Genomic DNA, 17,617 nt, shown 5'->3' with positions numbered 1-17,617 from the left:
ATACCTATTCCTTGGCGTCTTCCATCTTTTCCGGCGTCACCTTGGCATCGGCCTTTTCCGCCTTCTTCCGGCGATCGAAGACCTCGCGCATGTGCTGCTCGTCCTCATTCGTAAGCTCGTTCTCGAAATCGGGGAAGTGGTCCTCTTCCTCTTCATCGATATGGTGCAGGTAATCGTGCTTGAGCTGCTTGAACTTGGTCAGCCAGGCGCCAGAGGACATGTCGGTGGCGGCAAGGTCGTTGAGCATTTCCTCGATCTCGTGATGCTCGGCGACGGAGTGGCGCGTCTCGTCCGTGGTCGGGGGCTTGCGCATCATCGTTGAATAGAGCGCCTGCTCCTCGGCGGCTGCATGGCTCTTCGCTTCCAGCGTGAAGCGCTCGAACAACTCCTTGCGCTCCTGGCTCTCGCCATGCGTTTCCTCGAGCTTGTCGAGCAGCGCGCGATGGCTGTCGTGGTCTTCCTTCAGTCGGGCAAAAATATCGGTCGTGCTCATGGGCTCTTCCTTTGATTGCGTTTGGCGAATCAATGGATGGGACGCGCACGCGTTCCGGATTTCCGCGACGAATGGACTAAAAGAGGTGGTGGGTTGAGAGGAGGCCGGGCAACCGAATCCGGGCCAGAAACTTTACAGGCCGCCCCCGCTTTCGCGGAGACGGCCTGTAAAATGGCGCGCCCGAAAGGATTCGAACCTCTGACCCCCAGATTCGTAGTCTGGTGCTCTATCCAGCTGAGCTACGGGCGCGCTTGGAGGGCGCCACATAGGGGGGCTGGCCAAGCTTGGCAATAGCTATTGCGCCATTCTTTTTATGAGGTCGCGATCCATTGGCGCCAGCGGCAGTTCGCCCGCCTCGGCAAATGTGAACCAGCCCCACTCCTGATGCTCCAGCGGACGAATTTCACCGCTCCAGCGGCTGCAATCGTAAACAAACAGTACAGTTGCGCCAAACTCGCCTTCGTCGGCCAAAAGGCCGGGCGTAAGCGACGCCGGATCGATCGTGATCGCGAGTTCTTCCGCAATTTCACGTGTCAGCGCAAGTCGCGGAAATTCATCACTTTCTACCTTTCCGCCGGGTAATTCCCATAACCCGCCATGGTGCTTGTGCGGAGGCCTTTTCTGCAGCAGCAGGCGGCCGGATTGATCGCGCAGGGCGAGGGCCACGACCGGCATCCATGTCGGGTTTTTTTCCACTTGAAGAGCCTCTCTCAACCTTTCGTTAGGAATTGTGGCCAAAAATAGTGAGCATCCGATCTTGAAAGGATGCGTTCAATGTCTGCCACAACGACCTTTTTCAACCTGCTCAAGGACGAACAGGGTGCCACGGCTATCGAATATGGCCTGATCGCTTCGCTCATCGTTATCGCGATGATCGGCGGGATGACCGCTTTCGGCAATTCGGCAATGGCGATGTGGGATCGCGTCCAGACAGCGGTTTCGAACGCTCGATAGAGTTTAGGACTTTATCAATCTTTCGATCTTAGACCTGCGAGTGTCCGAAGCCGGGGAACCGATCGGATCGGGTACCGAAGACTTGAAAACCAGGAGACTGACATGACTTTCTTCAAGAACATGCTGCGCGACGAAGAAGGCGCGACCGCCATCGAATATGGCCTGATCGCCGCTCTGATCGCTGTTGCTGCCATCACCGCCCTGCAGGGCGTTGGCAACGAGCTGAACACCACCTTCAACAAGGTGTCTGAGCAGCTCTCGAACGCCAACACCTAATGGCGTGACCCCGAACGGGGTCTGAGCAAAAGACAGGGGCGGCAGGGAAACCTGCCGCCCTTTTCTTTTGCCCGCAGCGGATAGTTGGCGGGCACGAAAAAAGGGCGCTGCCATTGCTGGCGGCGCCCTTTTGCGTTGACATATCTGGCTCAGTTGGCGCGAACGACGATCTTGTATTCGCGGCCCGGCACCACCGTGGCATCGCCAAACAGGCCATTGAGCACCCGGAAGCGCGCTTCCTGCCCGTCGGAATAGGCCATGCGGCGCGCCAGCGTGGCAACCGTGTCGCTGCGGCCTGCGGTGACGATGTCGATCCGGCGCGGAACTACCTGCCCGGCCTCTGCCGAACTGATACGGCGCATGGAATTATACATGCCGTTGAAAGTCCCGGCCTGGCCCGCAGGCGTGATCGACTGGAAGTGGTACGCCTGGCCATTGCCGAAGTCATAGGCGAAGACAGTCACGTCCACCTGCTGCTGCCCATTGTTCACGCGGGCAGTGCCATAGGTGGCGGGAAGGCCGTTGACGTTGGCCCGCTGCACGGAATCAGGGGCGATCTGCTGCTGGTCCCCGCCCAGTGCGCGGAAGACCGCGCGGACATAGCTGTCGAGATTGCCGTCGAACGGCCCGGTGGTCAGCTGCGAACGCCCGGCATCGCCGTTCACCGATACCGCACGCGTGCCATTGACCATGTAGAAGCCCTGCGGCGCGGTGAAGCGCAGGCGCAATTCGGGGTGGATGAAATCGCTTCCCTCGATCATGCCCTGCGCGGGATCGTCGCCATAGATCAGGCCATCGATGCGGCGCATGAAGGTCTCGCGATTGACCACGCCAGTGCCGCCGCCGGCCTGCGCCAGCGCGTTCTGCACGCGGCTTGCCGGATCAGGGTGGGTCGAGGCCCATTCCGGGATCGTCGCATTGTCGCGGCCCTGCAGCTGCGCATCGAGCGAGTTCTGCGCCGCCAGGCTCTGCAGCAGCGTTGCCATCGAGCGCGGATCGTATCCGGCGCGGGTGAGATACTGCACGCCCAAATTGTCGGCCTCGATCTCCTGGTTGCGCGAATAGCTGAGCGTCAGCAGCTGCGAGCCCTGCAGCGCACCGCGCGCGATGGTGTCGCCTAGCGGGCTGTCGCCAAGCAGCACGCTGGACAGGATCGCGATGCCGAGGCCACCCAGCTGGTTGCGCTGCGCCGCTGCCTGCCGGCGGGCGGAATGGCGCGCAGCGACGTGGCCAATCTCGTGGCCCAGGACAGCGGCCAGCTCCGCCTCATTGTTCATCAGGCCAACGAGCTGGCGGGTGACATAGACATAGCCGCCCGGCACCGCGAAGGCATTGTTGACCGAGGAATTGAGCAACGTCACATCAAAGGCATCGGGTGAAGTGGCGAGGCCCGACTGCACGGCAATCCCCTGCCCCACATCCTCGACATAGGACGCGTAGGGCCCGCTCATCTCGCCACCGAATTCGGCGATGAACTGCGGGTGATACTCAGCCCCCTGCTGCGCTTCAGCCGCGGTGATGGGAGAGCCCGGGGCGATGTTGGCACCAGGTATCGTGGCGCAGGCCGCCATGGCCAGCGATGCTGCGCTCGCCAGCGCCAGACGTGTGAATTGCGATTTGCGGATAGAAGGCATCAAGGGCTCCCAGTACGACCATTATCGGAACCCATGACTGGCCCGATATCCCTCTGAAAGCAACTCGTTGGAACGGCTTTCGTTCCGCCTCGCTAGCGAGCGAGTCCTTCGCCGATCGCCAGGAAGCGTTCCTCCCGCATCGCGCGCAAAGTATCCGCATCCTTGCCGGCAAGCGCGTCCAGTTCTTCGCCAATGGCTTGTGCCAGAGAGGCAGCCGCTGCCGGGGGATCGCGATGCGCGCCGCCCACGGGCTCGGGCACGATCCGATCGATCACGCCCAGGCCCATCAGGTCCTGCGCGGTCATCTTCATTGCCTCGGCCGCCTGCGGTGCCTTTTCGGCGGTGCGCCAGAGGATGGAGGCGCAGCCTTCGGGCGAAATCACCGAATAGACTGCATGTTCGAACATCAGCACGCGCTCGGCGCTCGCCAGCGCCACTGCGCCACCTGAGCCGCCCTCGCCCACAATGGCCGCAACCATCGGCACGCCCAGCGCCAGGCAGGCTTCGGTCGAGCGGGCAATGGCCTCGGCCTGGCCGCGCTCTTCGGCCTCGATGCCGGGAAAGGCGCCCATCGTGTCCACCAGCGTCACCACCGGCAGGCCGAAGCGGTCGGCCATTTCCATCAGGCGGATCGCCTTGCGATAGCCCTCCGGCTTCCCCATGCCGAAATTGTGCCGCATGCGGCTTTCGGTGTCCGAGCCCTTCTCGTGCCCGATCAGCATGACCTTGCGCCCGTCGATCGTCGCTAGGCCGCCCATGATCGCTTCGTCATCGGCGTAGAGCCTGTCACCGCCCAGCAGCGTGAAGTCGCTGAACATGTGCTGGACGTAGTCGCGAAAATGCGGGCGCGCGCCGTGCCGGGCCACCTGCGTCTTCTGCCACGGCGAGAGCGAGGCATAGGTGCTGGCGAGCAGCTCCGCGCTCTTCTTTTCGAGCCGCGCCAGTTCCGGCGAAATGTCGACATCGCCATCTTCACCGGCGGCGGTGCGCAGTTCGGCGATCTTTGCTTCGATCGCGGCGACGGGCTTTTCGAATTCGAGATAGGAAATCATGGCAATCGCGCTAACCGGACCGGGCGCGACCTGCAAGAGGATGTCGCTCGTTTACAAGTGCAACCAATCGCGCTGAATCGACATGCGTATAGATCTGCGTGGTGGCGATATCGGCGTGGCCGAGCAGTGTCTGCAGTACGCGCAGGTCCGCCCCGCCCTCCAGCAGATGCGTGGCAAAGGCATGGCGCAGCACGTGGGGAGAGACCTTTTTCGGGTCCAGCCCGGCGCGAATCGCAAGCTCCTTCACCAGCTGGTAAAGCCGGATGCGGCTGAGATGCGTCTTGCGCGAGGGGAAGAGGAAGGGGGCATCTCCCGTGCGCACTTCCATCCATCGCGCGATTGCCGCCTGCGCCCGGCGCGACACGGGAACCATGCGTTGCTGCGAGCCCTTGCCGGTGACGGTCAGGAACGGCGCATCGCGCGGCACCGCGGAGAGCGGTAGCGCGACCAGTTCGCTCGCCCGGAGGCCCGAGCCGTAGAGCAATTCGAGGAGGGCGAGGTTGCGCAAAGCCTCCGGCCTGCCGCTTTCGGCTTCCAGCTCAACGCGTTCGAACAGCGCTTCCACCTGCGCATGCGTCAGGATCTTTGGCAGCGGACGACGCGCGGCAGGGCGCGGTAAAGCAGGCGACGGATCGTCCCGGCGCATCCCTTCATCGACGAGGAAGCCGTAAAACTGGCGCAAGGCGGAACTCTTGCGCGCGACGCTGGAGGGGGCGAGGTCCACCCACTTCCCGGCCAGCGAACCCAGCTGCGCCCGATCCGCCGTCAGCAGGTCGCCCAGCAGTTCCTCCGCTCCTTCGAGGTCGCGGCGATAGGCAGCGAGCGTATTGGCAGCAGCACCGCGCTCGGCGGCAAGCATGGCAAGGAAAGTGTCGATTGCCGCGGAGATGGCCCTAACCCCGCGCCACTGCCTCCGCCGCGATCATCCGCGCCTCGGCGGAAAGGCCCGCGGCGTTGAGCGCGCTGACGATATGGTAGAGGTGCCGCGCGGTCATCCGGTGCCAGCCATCGCCCTGCATGCCGACACCCGCCAGCAGCGCCACCAGCGCCTGGTTGCGATAGCGCCCGGCCTGTCCGATCCGCTCGCTCCACGCGGTCTGGCGGTTGAAATCGATGCCAAGGTCACCAGCCAGTTCCCCGACAACCGCATTGTCGAGCCGGCCCAGCCCGGCAAGCCCTGCCAGCAGGAACTGTGTCTTGCGCGATTCGGCGCTGCTATCGTCGGACGCGAAGGTCCGGAAAGCGCCTTCATCCACCGCTCCACTCGCCGGATTGGCGAGTGCAAGTAGCGCCCAGCCCAGCGATCCTTCCTCGACCACATCGGCCCAGCGCATCGCATTGGCATCGAGACCAGCGCTGAGCATGGAAGCGAGAACGGGGCCGGCGTCGCCCGCCAGCGCTTCGGTGGCGGGAAGGCGCGCGGCGGCATAGGCGGTCAGCACCATGCGGCCGTAATTGACATCCTCGCCCCACAATCCGCGCATCACTGCGATCCGCGCGGCCGGGTCCTCTGCGACATAGGCTTCGCGCAGGGTCACGGAGGGAACACGCTCACCCGCCTCCACCGCGTCGCTGGCGTAAAGTTGCGAATAGAGATCGACCATCGCCCGCGCGGACAGGATTCCGCGTTCGGCGGCTCGGTCGGCGGATTGCACGCGTTGGGGAAGCGGCGTGGCCGGGATCGTCGCCTCGAACAGGTCGAAGCGCGCAGGCGCATCGGCGCGCAGGGCATCCGGCAATTCGGTGCCGAGGGCGCGGGCCATCGCGAGCCGCCACGGGGTGAGTTCGTCCACACCGTCCCACTCGATCGTCACGCCGCGCCCGCCATCACCGGCGGCGCCGGCGAAAAGCTGCGCCAGGCGCACATCGATCTCTTCCGCCTCACCCGTGCCCAGTGCGCGCTGCAAGCGACGGTCGGCGGCGCGTTCTTCACCGCTGAAAGCATCGCAGATCGCCTGCGTCAGGGTCCATTCCCCACTCTCCAGATGCTCGGAATGCAGGCGCGAGATCGGGCATGCACCCAACAGGTCGCCGGTTTCGACAAAGGCGGTGAAGGCCGCTGCGCTCAGCTCGGGCGTGTAATTGCCGCCATCGACGTCCTGCACCAGCGAGCGGGCAATGCGCACCTCGCCCATCCGGTTGAGGAGAGCGGCGCGCAGGGCGGCGAATTCGGCCGGGTCCATGCCGTCTGGCGCGTCCATGCGGCTCGCCAGCGTGCGGCGCAGCAGGATGTGCCCCCAGCGGGAAACCAGCGGCCCACGCGTTCCTTCGAGAGCCGATCGGACCAGCGCGGCGGGCTGCCCGGCCAGGGCGCGCGACGGAAAGCCGCCCTCGCTGCTGGAGATGACGCCGATGCGCTCCATCGCCCGGCGCGCCATGGGCGGCACGTCGAATTTGGGGCGCAGGCCCAGCAATTCGTTGATCTCGCTCTCGTCCATCTCCTCAAGCTCAGCCAGCGAAGGGAAATTGGCAGGCAGATCGATATCGGCGATAGCAGGCGTCGGGGGTGCGTCACCCGGGAGGGGCTGTATCACCGGCGCAGAGGTCTCCCCCGGAGCTGGCGCCACCGGAGCCGGTCCCGGGGCCGGCTGCGCCCTGGGGGTTGGCGTAGGCGCTGGCGCCGCAGGAGGCGGATCATTGAAGATATCAGGCAGCAGGTCTTCGGGCTGGGCCATGGCCAGCGAGGAGGAAAGCGCCAGCGCGGCGCCCCCCAGCATCAGCATGCGCTTCATTCACCCGGCTCCGGCAATTGCACTTCTTCCACGATCAGTCGCTGCTCCTCTCGCCCGCCATCATACCAGGCCAGCGCCAGCACGGCGGCGGCCAGAACGGCAAGGGCGATCATGACACTCATCAGGCGTTTCGACACCAATTCCTCGATCCCGGCCCGTCGATAGCAGGCTCAGCAAACTTGCACCGGCGGTTAGCGCAATTATAGGCCCAACGGCAATGAACAACGCGCAACCATCCGCGGGACAGGGGCCCGACGATGCACGGGTCAAGGCAATCGCCGCCCGGATCGACCGGCCATTGGTGCTGGTGGGGATGATGGGCGTGGGCAAATCGACCATCGGCCGCAAGCTGGCGCAGATGCTTTCGCTGCCCTTCCACGATGCCGACGATGCGATCGTGGAAGCCGCGCAGATGGAGATTGCGGAAATCTTCGACCAGTTTGGCGAGGCCTATTTCCGTGATGGAGAGCGCCGGGTGATCGCGCGCCTGCTCGATGGCGGGAAATCGGTGATCGCAACGGGCGGCGGCGCTTTCGTGCAGGATGAGACGCGCGAGGCTATTCGCAAGAAGGCACTGACCATCTGGCTCGACAGCGATGTCGATACTTTGGTCGAACGCGTCAGCCGCAACGACAAGCGCCCGCTGCTGCGCGGCGGAAACGTGCGCGAGAAGGTGGAGGCGATGAAGGCCGAGCGTGAGCCTTTCTACAGCCAGGCGCAAATTCACGTGATGAGCGATGCCGGCCCGCATGGCGCGGCGGTGAACCGTATCTTGGAGGCTCTCGAGAAATGTCTGTAACCCGCGTCGAACTGGCCGGACGCTCCTATGAAGTGCGCGTCGATGGCGGATTGCTGGCCGACGTCGCCAACCAGTGCGGGCCGCTGCTGCGCAAGAAGCGCGTGCCGGTGATCACCGATGCCAATGTGGCGAAGCACTGGCAGGAGCCGGTGGCGAAATCGCTGGAGGCCGCCGGGCACGAGCCGCGTTTCCTCGTCCTCGATCCCGGCGAAGGCAGCAAGAGCTGGGCCGTGCTCGAACGCGTGATGGACTGGCTGCTCGCCGAAGAGGTCGAACGCGGCGATCATATCCTGGCATTGGGCGGCGGCGTGATCGGAGACCTCACCGGCTTTGCTGCAGCGATCCTGAAACGCGGCTGCGGCTTCATCCAGCTGCCGACAACTTTGCTGGCGCAGGTCGACAGCTCGGTTGGCGGGAAGACCGCGATCAATACCAGTGCGGGCAAGAACCTTGTTGGCGCTTTCCACCAGCCCAGCCTCGTCTTGGCCGACCTGGACACCCTCTCGACCCTGCCTCAACGTGAGCTAGGGGCCGGTTACGCCGAGGTGATCAAATACGGCATCCTCGGCGATCGCGCCTTCTTCGACTGGTGCGAGGATAACGGCGCGAAGGTGATGGCGGGCGACCGCGAGGCGCAGGAATATGCCGTGACCGAAAGCGTCAAGGCCAAGGCACGCATCGTCGCCGAGGACGAGCGCGAGACCACCGGCACGCGCGCCCTGCTCAACCTCGGCCACACATTCGGCCATGCGCTGGAGGCGCAGACGGGCTTTTCCGACCGCTTGCTGCATGGCGAAGGCGTGGCGCTGGGGATGGTCCTTTCTGCCCGCTATTCGGCGCGAAAAGCTTATATTTCACAAGATGATGCCGCACGTGTTACTGCAGCAATCTCAAGTGCGGGCCTGCCGAGTGAAATTGCCGCGCTGGGCCTCAATTGCTCGGGCGATGCGCTCGCCGCGCATATGCTGCATGACAAGAAGATGGATGCGGGCACCCTGCCCTTCATCCTGCTGCGGGACATCGGAGAGGCATTTGTCGACAAGCAGGTAGAGCTAAGCGATGTCTCCACCTTCCTCGGCGAGCAGCTACAGGCGCATTAGGCGATAGCGGGCTGCAGGTCCGTCACCGCGAAATCATCGAAGGCCGCTTCCACCAGCAGGTGGCGGTGGCATTTCTCCGCCTCGCGGCAATAGCATAGCAGGCAGGTGACCCGCTCCAGCGCCAGTGCGCGCAGCTCAGCCATTGCGGCCAGCGCCTCGGGCAGTTCGAGCTGGCCGGAATAGACTTCGCGCAAGGTTTCCCGATCGCCGCGCCGTGCAGCCGCCCTGCCCTCCGGCGGCGTGCCAAGGTCGCGGAAATGGCGATAGGCGATGCCCTCCTCCGCCAATGAGGCAGCAAGGTTGCTCTTCGAAAAGCCCGGCTTGCGCGACTGCGCCCGCGCCCTGACATCGGCGAGCAGTGTAATCCCATGCTCCTGCAGCAAGGCGATCAGCCCCGGCTGCGTCGCCTGCTGGTAGCCGATGGTGAAGAGCTGCGGATTGGCCATCGCCTTGGCGGCGCTACTTCAGCAGCACCAGTTCCTCCGCCATGCTGGGATGCAGCGCCATCGTGTCATCGAAGGCCTGCTTGGTCAGCCCGGCCTTCACGGCCACAGCGGCCACCTGCAGGATTTCCGGCGATTCCGGCCCGATCATGTGGATGCCGAGGATCTTCTCCGAAGCCTCATCGACAATCATCTTGTAGTGGCCGCGCTCCGCATGCGGGTTGAACATGTTCTTCATCGGCCGGAAGTCGGAGGAATAGACCTTCACATTGCCATACTGGTTCTTGGCGTCACGCTCGGTCAGGCCCACGCCGGCGAGCGGTGGCTGGGTGAAGACGGCGCTGGGGATGTGATCGTAATCCACCGTGCGTGGATTGTTGCCGAAGACGGTGTCGGCAAAGGCATGGCCTTCGCGAATGGCGACCGGCGTCAACTGCACACGGTCGGTCACGTCACCCACGGCATAGATGCTCTGGCATGACGTGCGGTTGTATTCGTCGACCTTGATCGCGCCTTTCTCGTCCATTGCGACGCCGGCGTTCTCAAGCCCCAGCCCGTCTGTCTTCGGCTTGCGGCCGGTGGCGATCAGCACCTGGTTTACGCGGAGCGGATTGCTGTCTCCAAGGTCGACCAGCAGGCATCCATCATCGGTCTTCTCGACCTTCGCAATCTTCGAGTGCATCTTGAAGTTGATGCCCCGCCCCATGGCGATATGCAGCATGCGGTCGACGATCTGCTCATCGTAGCTCCTGAGGATGCGGTCGGTGCGATTGACCACCGTCACTTCGCTACCCAGCGCATTGAAAATACCGGCGAATTCCATCGCGATATAGCCGCCGCCGACCACCATCAGGCAGTTGGGCTTCTCTTCCAGGTGGAAGACCTCGTTGGAGCTGATGCAGTGCTCCACTCCGGGGAAATCGGGCATGGCGGGCCAAGCGCCCACGGCAATCAGGATCTTCTTCGCCGTCACCTCGCGTCCCGAGGCGAGCTTCACCGTGTTCGGCCCGGCAATGCTGGCGCGTTCGGCGAACAGGTCCACCTCATGGCTCTGGAGCGTCTTTTCGTAGAGTCCCTCGAGCCGGTCGACATCATTGTTCACGAAGTCGCGCAAACGCTTCCAGTCGAAGCTCTTGCCCTCGATATCCCAGCCATAATTCTCCGCATGGCCCAGCTCCTCGGCGAACATGGAGCCGTAGACGAGCATCTTCTTGGGCACGCAGCCGCGGATCACGCAGGTGCCGCCGACGCGATGCTCCTCAGCCACGGCCACTTTCGCGCCGTGGCTGGCGGAGATGCGCGCCGCACGCACGCCGCCCGATCCGGCACCCATTACGAAGAGGTCGTAGTCGAAGTCTGACATGAAGCTGGCCCGTTCCTGTTGGATGAGTGGCAATGGAATGCCTGCGCCATATGGCGGCAGTGCATACGCTTGCCAACCGCGAGCGCTTACCGCGCCGTGCTAATCAGCTTTCCAGAAACAGGTTGAATTCGCGCAGCAGCTCGAAACAGCGCATGTCGAGCAGCCCGAGGCGATCGGGGCGCAAAGCCGCGCGATCCTGCAGCATGCGCGTGATCGCATCCTCCATCGCCTCGCTCATCGCACAGGCGGTACCCAACACGTCGGGCTGGCGCTCAAGAGGCTGGTCGAACAGGAATTCGACATCTTGCGGATGGAAATCGAAGCCGAGGAAAACGATGCGCGGCGATGCCGCGATGGTCTGGCGCAGGCCCGCCAGATATTCCTTGTGCTCCTTGCGTTCGGAAGCGGAATCGATGCTCGCGACCAGTTGCTTCAGATCCGAAGGTTCGGTTTCGCCCCACTCGACGCCGCCCTTGCCGGTTGCCCAGGGCAGGTGGCCAGCAACGCCCAGCGGGTGGGTGATGTTGAGCCTTTCGGAAACCAGCTCGCGCGCCTCCACCAGCGTCATGCCGAAAGCCATGCCGATCATATGCGGCAGGAAATGTTCGAGCGAGCGGTCGCGGTTGAAACTGACGATCACCAGGTTCTCGAGGCAGCGGGCAGCTTCATCGCGCGGCACACCATTGGTGATTATCCGTCCGACCTGGAACAGCCAGTTTTCGCTCCCGCGCAACGGCAAGTCACCCTCCACCATCGGCTCGGCCTGCAGCGAGCAGCGGCTCTCCGCCTGCAAGGTGAAGGTCGCAATGGCGAGCTTGATGACGGAGCTGGCATGCGGGTCATGCGCGAGCTGTTCGAGCACGAGGTCGATCGAATCGGCAATGCGCGCGGCGGTGCGCACTTTTTCCGCAGCCTCCATCAGCTCGTGATGCTTGACCTTCGTCTCGATGGCATAGGCCTCGATCCGCGCCGCCAGCGTCTTCATATCGTCGGTTTCGAGATCGCTGCCGAGGCGGCGGAAATCGAGCGCCTGCACTGTCCGGCCGAGCATCTCACGCGCATCGGGAAGATCGATTTCCCCGGCAGCGCCAGGGCCCACGACGAGCGCGGTCTTGGTCCTGATCATCGGCCTGTGCGCCCCCGTATTCCTGCTCATTGTTCTGGTGAATGAGCGGGAAAGGCTAATCTCTGGTGGTTAAGATTTGCCCGTCGCGAGAAGGTAAATACGCCGGTAGGAAGACCGGGGCGGCTACTCGGACAGGCCGGCAGCCTTCAGCAGCGCCTCGGTACTGGCATCGAAGCTCGCCTCGCCGCCCTCGATATCCTTGGCCATCTTCTTGCCCAGCTCCACGCCGAACTGATCGAAAGCATTGATGCCCATCAGCACGGCATTGGCGAAGGTGCGGTGCTCGTGGAAGGCGATAAGCGCACCCAGAGTCTCAGAATCAAGATCGTCGCACAGGATGGTGGCCGAGGGGCGATCGCCCGGGAAAGCGCGCGCCGGGTCCTTTCCATCCGCGCTCATATTCCCGCCCGCCATCAGCGCCGCGCCTTGCGCGAAGCAATTGGTCAGCAGGATCTGGTGATGCGCGGGGTCAAGCTCGTCGCCCGGCGCGATGCTGGCGATGAAATCCACCGGCACCAGATGCGTGCCCTGGTGGAGCAGCTGGAACACCGCATGCTGCGCATCGGTGCCCACCCCGCCCCAGGTGATCGGAGCGGTGGGGAAATCGACCGGTTCTCCCTCGGCAGTCACGCGCTTGCCGTTCGATTCCATCTCCAGCTGCTGGAGGTAATCAGGCAGCAGGCCAAGGCGTTCGTCATAGCAGAACACTGCGCGCGTCTCGCAGCCGCGCAGTCGGGTGTAGAGCTGGTCGGCAAAGGCGGCGCGCAGGCAGACATTGTCGCGCCCCTCCGTGTCGCGGAAATGTGCGTCCATTGTCGCCGCGCCCTGCAGCATCAGCTCGAAATCCTCCCACCCGATGGCGACGGCAATGGGAAAGCCGATGCTGGACCAGAGCGAATAACGCCCGCCTACGCTTTCGGAGAAAGGCAGGATGCGCGTTTCGTCCACGCCCCATTCCACCGCCTTTTCCGGCGCGGCTGTGAGCGCGACCACACGTCCCGAGGGATCGGATACGCCGTTCTGCGCCAGCCATTTCAGCGCGCTTTGCGCATTGGTCATGGTCTCGATCGTGGTGAAGGTCTTGGAGGCAACCGCGATCATCGTGGTCGCCGGATCGCAGGCGGCAAAGGCCGCTTCCAGCGCGACACCGTCGATGTTCGAAACCACATGCACGTCCACCAGCGAAAGGTCGCGGGACAGCGCATCCACCGCCAGCGCCGGACCGAGCGCACTGCCGCCAATGCCGATATGGATCAGGTGTTTCACCTCTCCCAGCGCGCCTTCGTGAATGGCCTCGACCAGCAGCTGCATGCGGGCGCGCAGGGCTTCGGCTTCCTCAACCGAACTGTCCTTGCCCACGCCGCGCAGGGCGGAATGTTCAGCGGCGCGGCCCTCGGTGGGATTGACCACCTCGCCCGCAAAGAGCTTGCGGCGCATCTCATCGAACTGGCTCGCCTCGGCCAGCTCCTCGAACTCGTCGAGATAGAGATCGGTCAGGTGGGTCTTCGACCAGTCGAACAGGATGCCGCCCTCATCCAGCTCCACCCTTGTCGAGAGTTTTTCCACCCGCTGCGGATCATCGGCGAACAGCTCCAGCAAAGGCGGATCGCGATGCAGGGACAGCTTCTTCCAGACGGGCGCGCGCGGATCGGACAAGGACATGCTCCATGGTTCGGGTTTCGCCCCATGGGGTATGCGCTTGGTCGATCAAAGCAAGGGGGCAATGGGCATTTTTCTTGACGTTGCCCCTCCCCGGCAACAAGACCGCGCCCATGAACGAGAACATCCGCGAGATCGAGCCGGCTGAAAGCGCGCCGGCGGCGAAGGAAGAGAACAAGGAAAGCCTCGGCAGCTTCGCGTGGTTCTGCGTGAAGCTGGTGATCATCGTGCTGATCTTCCGCAGCTTCTTCTTCACCAGCTTCAATATTCCCAGCGAAAGCATGATGCCGCGCCTGCTGGTGGGCGATTACCTGTTCGCCGCCAAATGGCCCTATGGCTATTCCTACCGCTCGCTGCCCTTCAACGCCCCGCTGCTGCCTGAAAGCCGCATCCTGGCCGATACGCCTGATCCCGGCGACATCGTGATCTTCGAGCATCCGATCGACGGCAGCGACTATATCAAGCGCGTGGTCGGCGTGCCGGGCGACACGATCCAGTTGGTCAACGGCGTGCTGCACATCAACGAACAGCCGGTCGGCTTCGAGCAGGTGGAGGATTTCGTGCTGCCCATCCGCCCCGATGGCCGCTGCCGCTATGCCCGTTTCGCCGCGCGCGAGGACGATGGCACTTTCGTCTGCCGCTACCCGCAATTCCGCGAAACGCTGCCCAATGGCGTGTCCTACAACATCCTCGATTTCGGGCTCGAACCGCAGGACGTGACCGCGCCCGTGGTCGTGCCCGAGGGCCACCTGTTCCTGATGGGCGACAATCGCGACAACTCGCTCGACAGCCGCTTTCCCGCCGAAGCCGGGCGCGGCATCGGCCTGGTGCCGGTCGACAACGTCGTTGCCAAAGCGAGCCTCATGTATTTCAGCACGGACGGCAATGCCGAATGGGTCAAGCCATGGACCTGGTTTACCGCCGCACGCTGGAGCCGGATGTTCCGCGGCATATGACCAAGCTCGATCCGGCATCGAGGGACTGGCTGGAAGGGCTCGGTTTCACTGTCACACAAGGTGATTTGTGGCATGAGGCGCTGACCCATGGCTCCACCGGCGATGCGCGCGATTATGAGAGGCTGGAATTCCTCGGCGACCGCGTCCTAGGCCTTGCCATCGCCGAATGGCTCTATGCACGCAACAATGGCAGCGAAGGCAAGCTGGCGCAGCGGCTGAACGCGCTGGTCAGCAAGCAAGCCTGTGCCGAAGTGGCCCGGTCAATTGGCGCGTCCGACCATATCCGCCTTGGCCGCCAGGCGCGCGACGATGGCGCGCATGACAGCGACAATGTGCTGGGCGATATCATGGAGGCGCTTCTCGGCGCCGGCTTCATTGACAATGGTTTCGATGCCACGCGCGACGTAATCCGCGTGCTGTGGAATGATGCGGTGGAAGGCCATGTCGGCCACGCCAAGCATCCCAAGAGCGCGCTGCAGGAATGGGCAGCAGGCAACCAGCGTCGCCCGCCTGAATACAAGGTCGTGGACCGCTCGGGGCCTGACCACGCCGCGCGTTTCACCGTGCGCGTTAGCGTGCATAATGTCGGCGAGGTTGAAGCCACGTCCGGCTCCAAGCGTGAGGCGGAAGCCGAAGCGGCCAAATTGTTCATGGAGAAGTTCGGGTGATCCTTCGTCAAGCTCAGGAAGATCGGATATGACGAGTTGCGGCCTTGTCGCGGTGATCGGCGCGCCCAATGCGGGCAAGTCCACGCTGGTCAACCAGTTGGTGGGGCAGAAAGTCGCCATCACCAGTTCCAAGGCGCAGACCACGCGCGCGCGCCTGCTGGGCATTGCGCTGCAGGGCAAGACGCAGATCATCCTTGTCGACACGCCCGGCATTTTCGAGCCCAAGCGTCGACTCGACCGCGCCATGGTGAGCGCGGCATGGGAAGGCACCACCGCCGCCGATGCAGTGCTGCTGGTGGTCGACCCGATGAAGCAGCGCCGGCATGAGCTGATGCCGCTGATCGAGGCGCTGAAGAACCGGCCCGAACGCAAGATCCTCGTCCTCAACAAGGTCGATGCCAGCGCCAAGGAACCATTGCTCGCCCTCGCCGAGGAACTCTCCGGCGAAGTCGATTTCTCGGAGGTCTTCTTCGTTTCCGCCCTCACCGGCGATGGCGTGCCCGAACTGAAGGATCACCTGGCAGGCCTGATGCCCGAAGGCCCGTGGCATTATCCGGAGGATCAGGTCTCGGACGCTTCAGAGCGGTTGCTCGCCGCCGAAGTGACGCGCGAACAGCTTTACCAGCAGCTGCATGACGAACTGCCTTACGACTCAGCCGTGCGGCACGAGAGCTATACCCAGCGCAAGGATGGCAGCGTCGAAATCCGCCAGCAGATCGTGATCGCACGCGACAGCCAGAAGTCGATCGTTCTCGGCAAGGGCGGCAGCCGCATCAAGGCAATCGGCGAGGCTGCGCGCAAGGAATTGTCCGAAATCCTCGGCGTTCCCGTCCACCTCTTCCTGCATGTAAAGGTCGAGGAAAACTGGGCCGAAAAGCGCGAAATCTATGAGGAGATGGGGCTGGACTGGGTGCGCTAACCCGCCTTGCTCGCCCTGAACTGATATCGCGTCAGGCTGCACAGTGCCGCCACTGCAGCAAGCGCGCAGGATACAAACATCGGCACCGGTCCCATGCCGAGACCGCCCGCGAGTAATATGCCGACCGCCACCGCCGCCAGCGTCTGGCCCAAAAGCCGCGAAGTGGACATGAGGCCGCCTGCCGCCGCCGCCCGGTCGCGCGGGGCACGGCCGATCAGCAGGCGTGTATTGGGGGCGAAGAACAGGCCGAAGCCCAGTGCGGTGAAGGCGAGGCGCAGGGCGATGCCCGTCTCGCCCGGATCATCGGGCATGAAGGCGAGCAGCAGCAGTCCGATAATGGCGATGCTCATGCCGGTGACGCCCAGCTTGGTGGCCGCGACCCGGTCGCTCATCCAGCCCGCAAGCGGGGATACCACTAGCATGGTGAGCGGGAAAGGCAGCAATAGCAGCCCCACCGTCTGCGGGTCGTAGCCCATGCCTTCCTCGAGCCGGAAAGGCAGTGAAAGCATCAATGATCCAGCGGCGATGAAGCTCGACATACCCGCCAATGCGGACAGGCCAATCACAGGTTTGGAGAGTAGATCGACCGGCAAAACGGGTGCGGGACTCGCCTTTTCCCTCCGCACGAGTCCGACCAGTGAGACCACACCGGCAAGCGCGAGAAGCACGCCGACCGGCGGATAGCCATGGGTGCCGAGCTGCAGGCCGCCGATCACCAGCAGCATGGTCAGCGCACTCCATACGGAGCCGAGCCAGTCGTTTTTGCGATCCTGCGGCTCCGGTTCAGGCAAGGCTTGCCCCAGTAGCAAGCTGACAATGGCGAGAGGCGCGGCAGCAACGAAGACCCACTGCCAGTCAAGGTGCCCGACGATATAGCCGCCCAACGTGGGTGCCAGAGCGGCCGAGGAGGCGACGATCACGCTATTCACACCCAGCCCCGCGCCAAGGCTCTTCGCCGGATATATCTGCCTCAGCATCGCCGCCGATACGCTCAGCGCCATGCCGGCGCCGATGGCTTGCAAGGCACGCAACAATAGGAGGAGGGTCAGGCTGTCAGCAAACAGGCACAGCGCCGATGCCAGCATGAAAACACCCTGCCCGTATTGATACAGGCGCCGGTGGCCGATCCTGTCTCCCAGCGAGGAGAAGGGCAGCAGCAACATCACCAGCACGAGCTGGTAAACGGTGACCACGTTGGTGACGACCGAATTGCTCACCCCAAGCTCGCGCGCGATCGTCGGCAAGGCGACATTGGGAATCGAGCCGTCAATGACGAGCAACGAGGTTCCGAAACTGATTGCGATAATGGCCCACCAGCGGCGCGGCGTGGGCAAACCGGGGTGTGTATCGACGTGCTGGGATGCGGCCGCGTCTGTGCGCGTTGGTATGTTGGCCGCCTGATCCATCAGCCGCCATCTGGCGTTTGATTCAGACAAACACAAG

19 protein-coding genes and 1 tRNA gene are annotated in these 17,617 nt (G+C 63.6%); 7 read left to right on the top strand and 13 right to left on the bottom strand.

Annotated features, from left to right (window positions below; all coding sequences use genetic code 11):
- Positions 1-4 precede the first annotated feature (4 nt).
- From E5222_RS06260 to E5222_RS06250, 3 genes are all read right to left on the bottom strand, one after another.
- Positions 5-493, bottom strand: coding sequence for a hemerythrin domain-containing protein (locus tag E5222_RS06260; RefSeq protein WP_136692810.1), 489 nt, complete (start codon positions 491-493; stop codon positions 5-7).
- Between the two features lie 172 nt (positions 494-665).
- Positions 666-742: transfer RNA gene (locus E5222_RS06255), tRNA-Arg, on the bottom strand.
- Between the two features lie 45 nt (positions 743-787).
- Positions 788-1,231 carry a (deoxy)nucleoside triphosphate pyrophosphohydrolase gene (locus tag E5222_RS06250; RefSeq protein ID WP_136692809.1) on the bottom strand — a complete coding sequence of 148 codons (444 nt, stop codon included), beginning with the start codon at positions 1,229-1,231 and terminating at the stop codon, positions 788-790.
- Positions 1,232-1,267: 36 nt separating this feature from the next.
- Between E5222_RS06250 and E5222_RS06245 the strand changes: the two genes are divergently transcribed.
- Both E5222_RS06245 and E5222_RS06240 read left to right on the top strand, forming a co-directional pair.
- On the top strand, positions 1,268-1,447 hold the full coding sequence (locus tag E5222_RS06245; protein ID WP_136692808.1) for a Flp family type IVb pilin: 180 nt from the start codon (positions 1,268-1,270) through the stop codon (positions 1,445-1,447).
- Between the two features lie 102 nt (positions 1,448-1,549).
- Positions 1,550-1,723: a Flp family type IVb pilin gene (locus E5222_RS06240; RefSeq protein ID WP_136692807.1), complete on the top strand. Its 174-nt coding sequence runs from the start codon at positions 1,550-1,552 to the stop codon at positions 1,721-1,723.
- A gap of 149 nt (positions 1,724-1,872) precedes the next feature.
- On the opposite strand, the gene E5222_RS06235 is transcribed toward E5222_RS06240, so the two are convergent.
- From E5222_RS06235 to E5222_RS16815, 5 genes are all read right to left on the bottom strand, one after another.
- Positions 1,873-3,357 (bottom strand): M48 family metalloprotease, encoded by a 1,485-nt coding sequence (locus E5222_RS06235; RefSeq protein WP_136692806.1) that lies wholly within the window; start codon positions 3,355-3,357, stop codon positions 1,873-1,875.
- Positions 3,358-3,449: 92 nt separating this feature from the next.
- Positions 3,450-4,409: an acetyl-CoA carboxylase carboxyltransferase subunit alpha gene (locus E5222_RS06230; protein WP_136692805.1), complete on the bottom strand. Its 960-nt coding sequence runs from the start codon at positions 4,407-4,409 to the stop codon at positions 3,450-3,452.
- Between the two features lie 10 nt (positions 4,410-4,419).
- On the bottom strand, positions 4,420-5,298 hold the full coding sequence (locus E5222_RS06225) for a tyrosine recombinase (RefSeq protein WP_136692804.1): 879 nt from the start codon (positions 5,296-5,298) through the stop codon (positions 4,420-4,422).
- Positions 5,299-5,302: 4 nt separating this feature from the next.
- A complete protein-coding gene (locus E5222_RS06220; RefSeq protein WP_136692803.1) occupies positions 5,303-7,141 on the bottom strand; it encodes a hypothetical protein in 1,839 nt (612 codons plus the stop codon).
- On the bottom strand, positions 7,138-7,263 hold the full coding sequence (locus E5222_RS16815) for a hypothetical protein (RefSeq protein WP_281276741.1): 126 nt from the start codon (positions 7,261-7,263) through the stop codon (positions 7,138-7,140). Before E5222_RS16815 ends, E5222_RS06220 begins: the two co-directional genes overlap by 4 nt.
- Positions 7,264-7,358: 95 nt before the next feature.
- On the opposite strand from E5222_RS16815, the gene E5222_RS06215 reads away from it, so the two are divergent.
- Positions 7,359-7,940 carry a shikimate kinase gene (locus E5222_RS06215; protein WP_136692802.1) on the top strand — a complete coding sequence of 194 codons (582 nt, stop codon included), beginning with the start codon at positions 7,359-7,361 and terminating at the stop codon, positions 7,938-7,940.
- Complete coding sequence (gene aroB / locus E5222_RS06210; protein WP_136692801.1) at positions 7,931-9,040, top strand: 3-dehydroquinate synthase; 1,110 nt, start codon at positions 7,931-7,933, stop codon at positions 9,038-9,040. Before E5222_RS06215 ends, aroB begins: the two co-directional genes overlap by 10 nt.
- Here the strand turns inward: aroB and E5222_RS06205 are convergent.
- The 4 genes from E5222_RS06205 to pgi all read right to left on the bottom strand — a co-directional run bounded on the left by E5222_RS06205 (position 9,037) and on the right by pgi (position 13,628).
- Complete coding sequence (locus tag E5222_RS06205) at positions 9,037-9,486, bottom strand: DUF488 domain-containing protein (RefSeq protein ID WP_136692800.1); 450 nt, start codon at positions 9,484-9,486, stop codon at positions 9,037-9,039. The genes aroB and E5222_RS06205 overlap by 4 nt on opposite strands.
- A 13-nt stretch (positions 9,487-9,499) precedes the next feature.
- The gene (gene gorA / locus E5222_RS06200) at positions 9,500-10,846 is read right to left on the bottom strand and encodes a glutathione-disulfide reductase (protein ID WP_136692799.1); all 1,347 of its coding nucleotides are present in this window, start codon (positions 10,844-10,846) and stop codon (positions 9,500-9,502) included.
- A 103-nt stretch (positions 10,847-10,949) separates the two neighbouring features.
- On the bottom strand, positions 10,950-12,002 hold the full coding sequence (locus tag E5222_RS06195; protein ID WP_169053502.1) for a hypothetical protein: 1,053 nt from the start codon (positions 12,000-12,002) through the stop codon (positions 10,950-10,952).
- A gap of 93 nt (positions 12,003-12,095) precedes the next feature.
- Positions 12,096-13,628: a glucose-6-phosphate isomerase gene (pgi, locus tag E5222_RS06190; protein WP_246021554.1), complete on the bottom strand. Its 1,533-nt coding sequence runs from the start codon at positions 13,626-13,628 to the stop codon at positions 12,096-12,098.
- 116 nt (positions 13,629-13,744) lie between these two features.
- Here pgi and lepB point away from each other — a divergent pair, with 116 nt between their 5' ends.
- The 3 genes from lepB to era are packed head-to-tail and all read left to right on the top strand — an operon-like array spanning position 13,745 to position 16,174.
- A complete protein-coding gene (gene lepB / locus E5222_RS06185; RefSeq protein ID WP_136692796.1) occupies positions 13,745-14,587 on the top strand; it encodes a signal peptidase I in 843 nt (280 codons plus the stop codon).
- Positions 14,584-15,255: a ribonuclease III gene (rnc, locus tag E5222_RS06180; RefSeq protein WP_211196113.1), complete on the top strand. Its 672-nt coding sequence runs from the start codon at positions 14,584-14,586 to the stop codon at positions 15,253-15,255. The genes lepB and rnc overlap by 4 nt, the downstream gene beginning before the upstream one ends.
- Before the next feature lie 28 nt (positions 15,256-15,283).
- Positions 15,284-16,174, top strand: a complete 891-nt coding sequence (era, locus tag E5222_RS06175; protein ID WP_136692795.1) for a GTPase Era — start codon at positions 15,284-15,286, stop codon at positions 16,172-16,174.
- On the opposite strand, the gene E5222_RS06170 is transcribed toward era, so the two are convergent.
- Positions 16,171-17,580: an MFS transporter gene (locus E5222_RS06170; protein WP_136692794.1), complete on the bottom strand. Its 1,410-nt coding sequence runs from the start codon at positions 17,578-17,580 to the stop codon at positions 16,171-16,173. The two genes, era and E5222_RS06170, sit on opposite strands and share 4 nt — an antisense overlap.
- Positions 17,581-17,617: the final 37 nt, after the last annotated feature.

Source organism: Alteraurantiacibacter aquimixticola (assembly GCF_004965515.1).
Taxonomy (GTDB): Bacteria; Pseudomonadota; Alphaproteobacteria; order Sphingomonadales; family Sphingomonadaceae; genus Alteraurantiacibacter; species Alteraurantiacibacter aquimixticola.
Note: the sequence above shows the minus strand (reverse complement) of the source record. Positions and strands in the feature narration are given on the sequence as shown.

What these genes read in the sequence shown, in the direction of transcription:
- era (WP_136692795.1), top strand. Translation starts at nt 15,284, where the DNA reads ATGACGAGTTGCGGCCTTGTCGCGGTGATCGGCGCGCCCAATGCGGGC.
- E5222_RS06260 (WP_136692810.1), bottom strand. Translation starts at nt 493, where the DNA reads ATGAGCACGACCGATATTTTTGCCCGACTGAAGGAAGACCACGACAGC.
- E5222_RS06205 (WP_136692800.1), bottom strand. Translation starts at nt 9,486, where the DNA reads ATGGCCAATCCGCAGCTCTTCACCATCGGCTACCAGCAGGCGACGCAG.
- E5222_RS06240 (WP_136692807.1), top strand. Translation starts at nt 1,550, where the DNA reads ATGACTTTCTTCAAGAACATGCTGCGCGACGAAGAAGGCGCGACCGCC.
- E5222_RS06195 (WP_169053502.1), bottom strand. Translation starts at nt 12,002, where the DNA reads ATGAGCAGGAATACGGGGGCGCACAGGCCGATGATCAGGACCAAGACC.
- E5222_RS06235 (WP_136692806.1), bottom strand. Translation starts at nt 3,357, where the DNA reads ATGCCTTCTATCCGCAAATCGCAATTCACACGTCTGGCGCTGGCGAGC.
- E5222_RS06170 (WP_136692794.1), bottom strand. Translation starts at nt 17,580, where the DNA reads ATGGATCAGGCGGCCAACATACCAACGCGCACAGACGCGGCCGCATCC.
- aroB (WP_136692801.1), top strand. Translation starts at nt 7,931, where the DNA reads ATGTCTGTAACCCGCGTCGAACTGGCCGGACGCTCCTATGAAGTGCGC.
- rnc (WP_211196113.1), top strand. Translation starts at nt 14,584, where the DNA reads ATGACCAAGCTCGATCCGGCATCGAGGGACTGGCTGGAAGGGCTCGGT.
- gorA (WP_136692799.1), bottom strand. Translation starts at nt 10,846, where the DNA reads ATGTCAGACTTCGACTACGACCTCTTCGTAATGGGTGCCGGATCGGGC.
- E5222_RS06220 (WP_136692803.1), bottom strand. Translation starts at nt 7,141, where the DNA reads ATGAAGCGCATGCTGATGCTGGGGGGCGCCGCGCTGGCGCTTTCCTCC.
- E5222_RS06230 (WP_136692805.1), bottom strand. Translation starts at nt 4,409, where the DNA reads ATGATTTCCTATCTCGAATTCGAAAAGCCCGTCGCCGCGATCGAAGCA.
- lepB (WP_136692796.1), top strand. Translation starts at nt 13,745, where the DNA reads ATGAACGAGAACATCCGCGAGATCGAGCCGGCTGAAAGCGCGCCGGCG.
- E5222_RS06245 (WP_136692808.1), top strand. Translation starts at nt 1,268, where the DNA reads ATGTCTGCCACAACGACCTTTTTCAACCTGCTCAAGGACGAACAGGGT.
- E5222_RS16815 (WP_281276741.1), bottom strand. Translation starts at nt 7,263, where the DNA reads ATGAGTGTCATGATCGCCCTTGCCGTTCTGGCCGCCGCCGTGCTGGCG.
- E5222_RS06215 (WP_136692802.1), top strand. Translation starts at nt 7,359, where the DNA reads ATGAACAACGCGCAACCATCCGCGGGACAGGGGCCCGACGATGCACGG.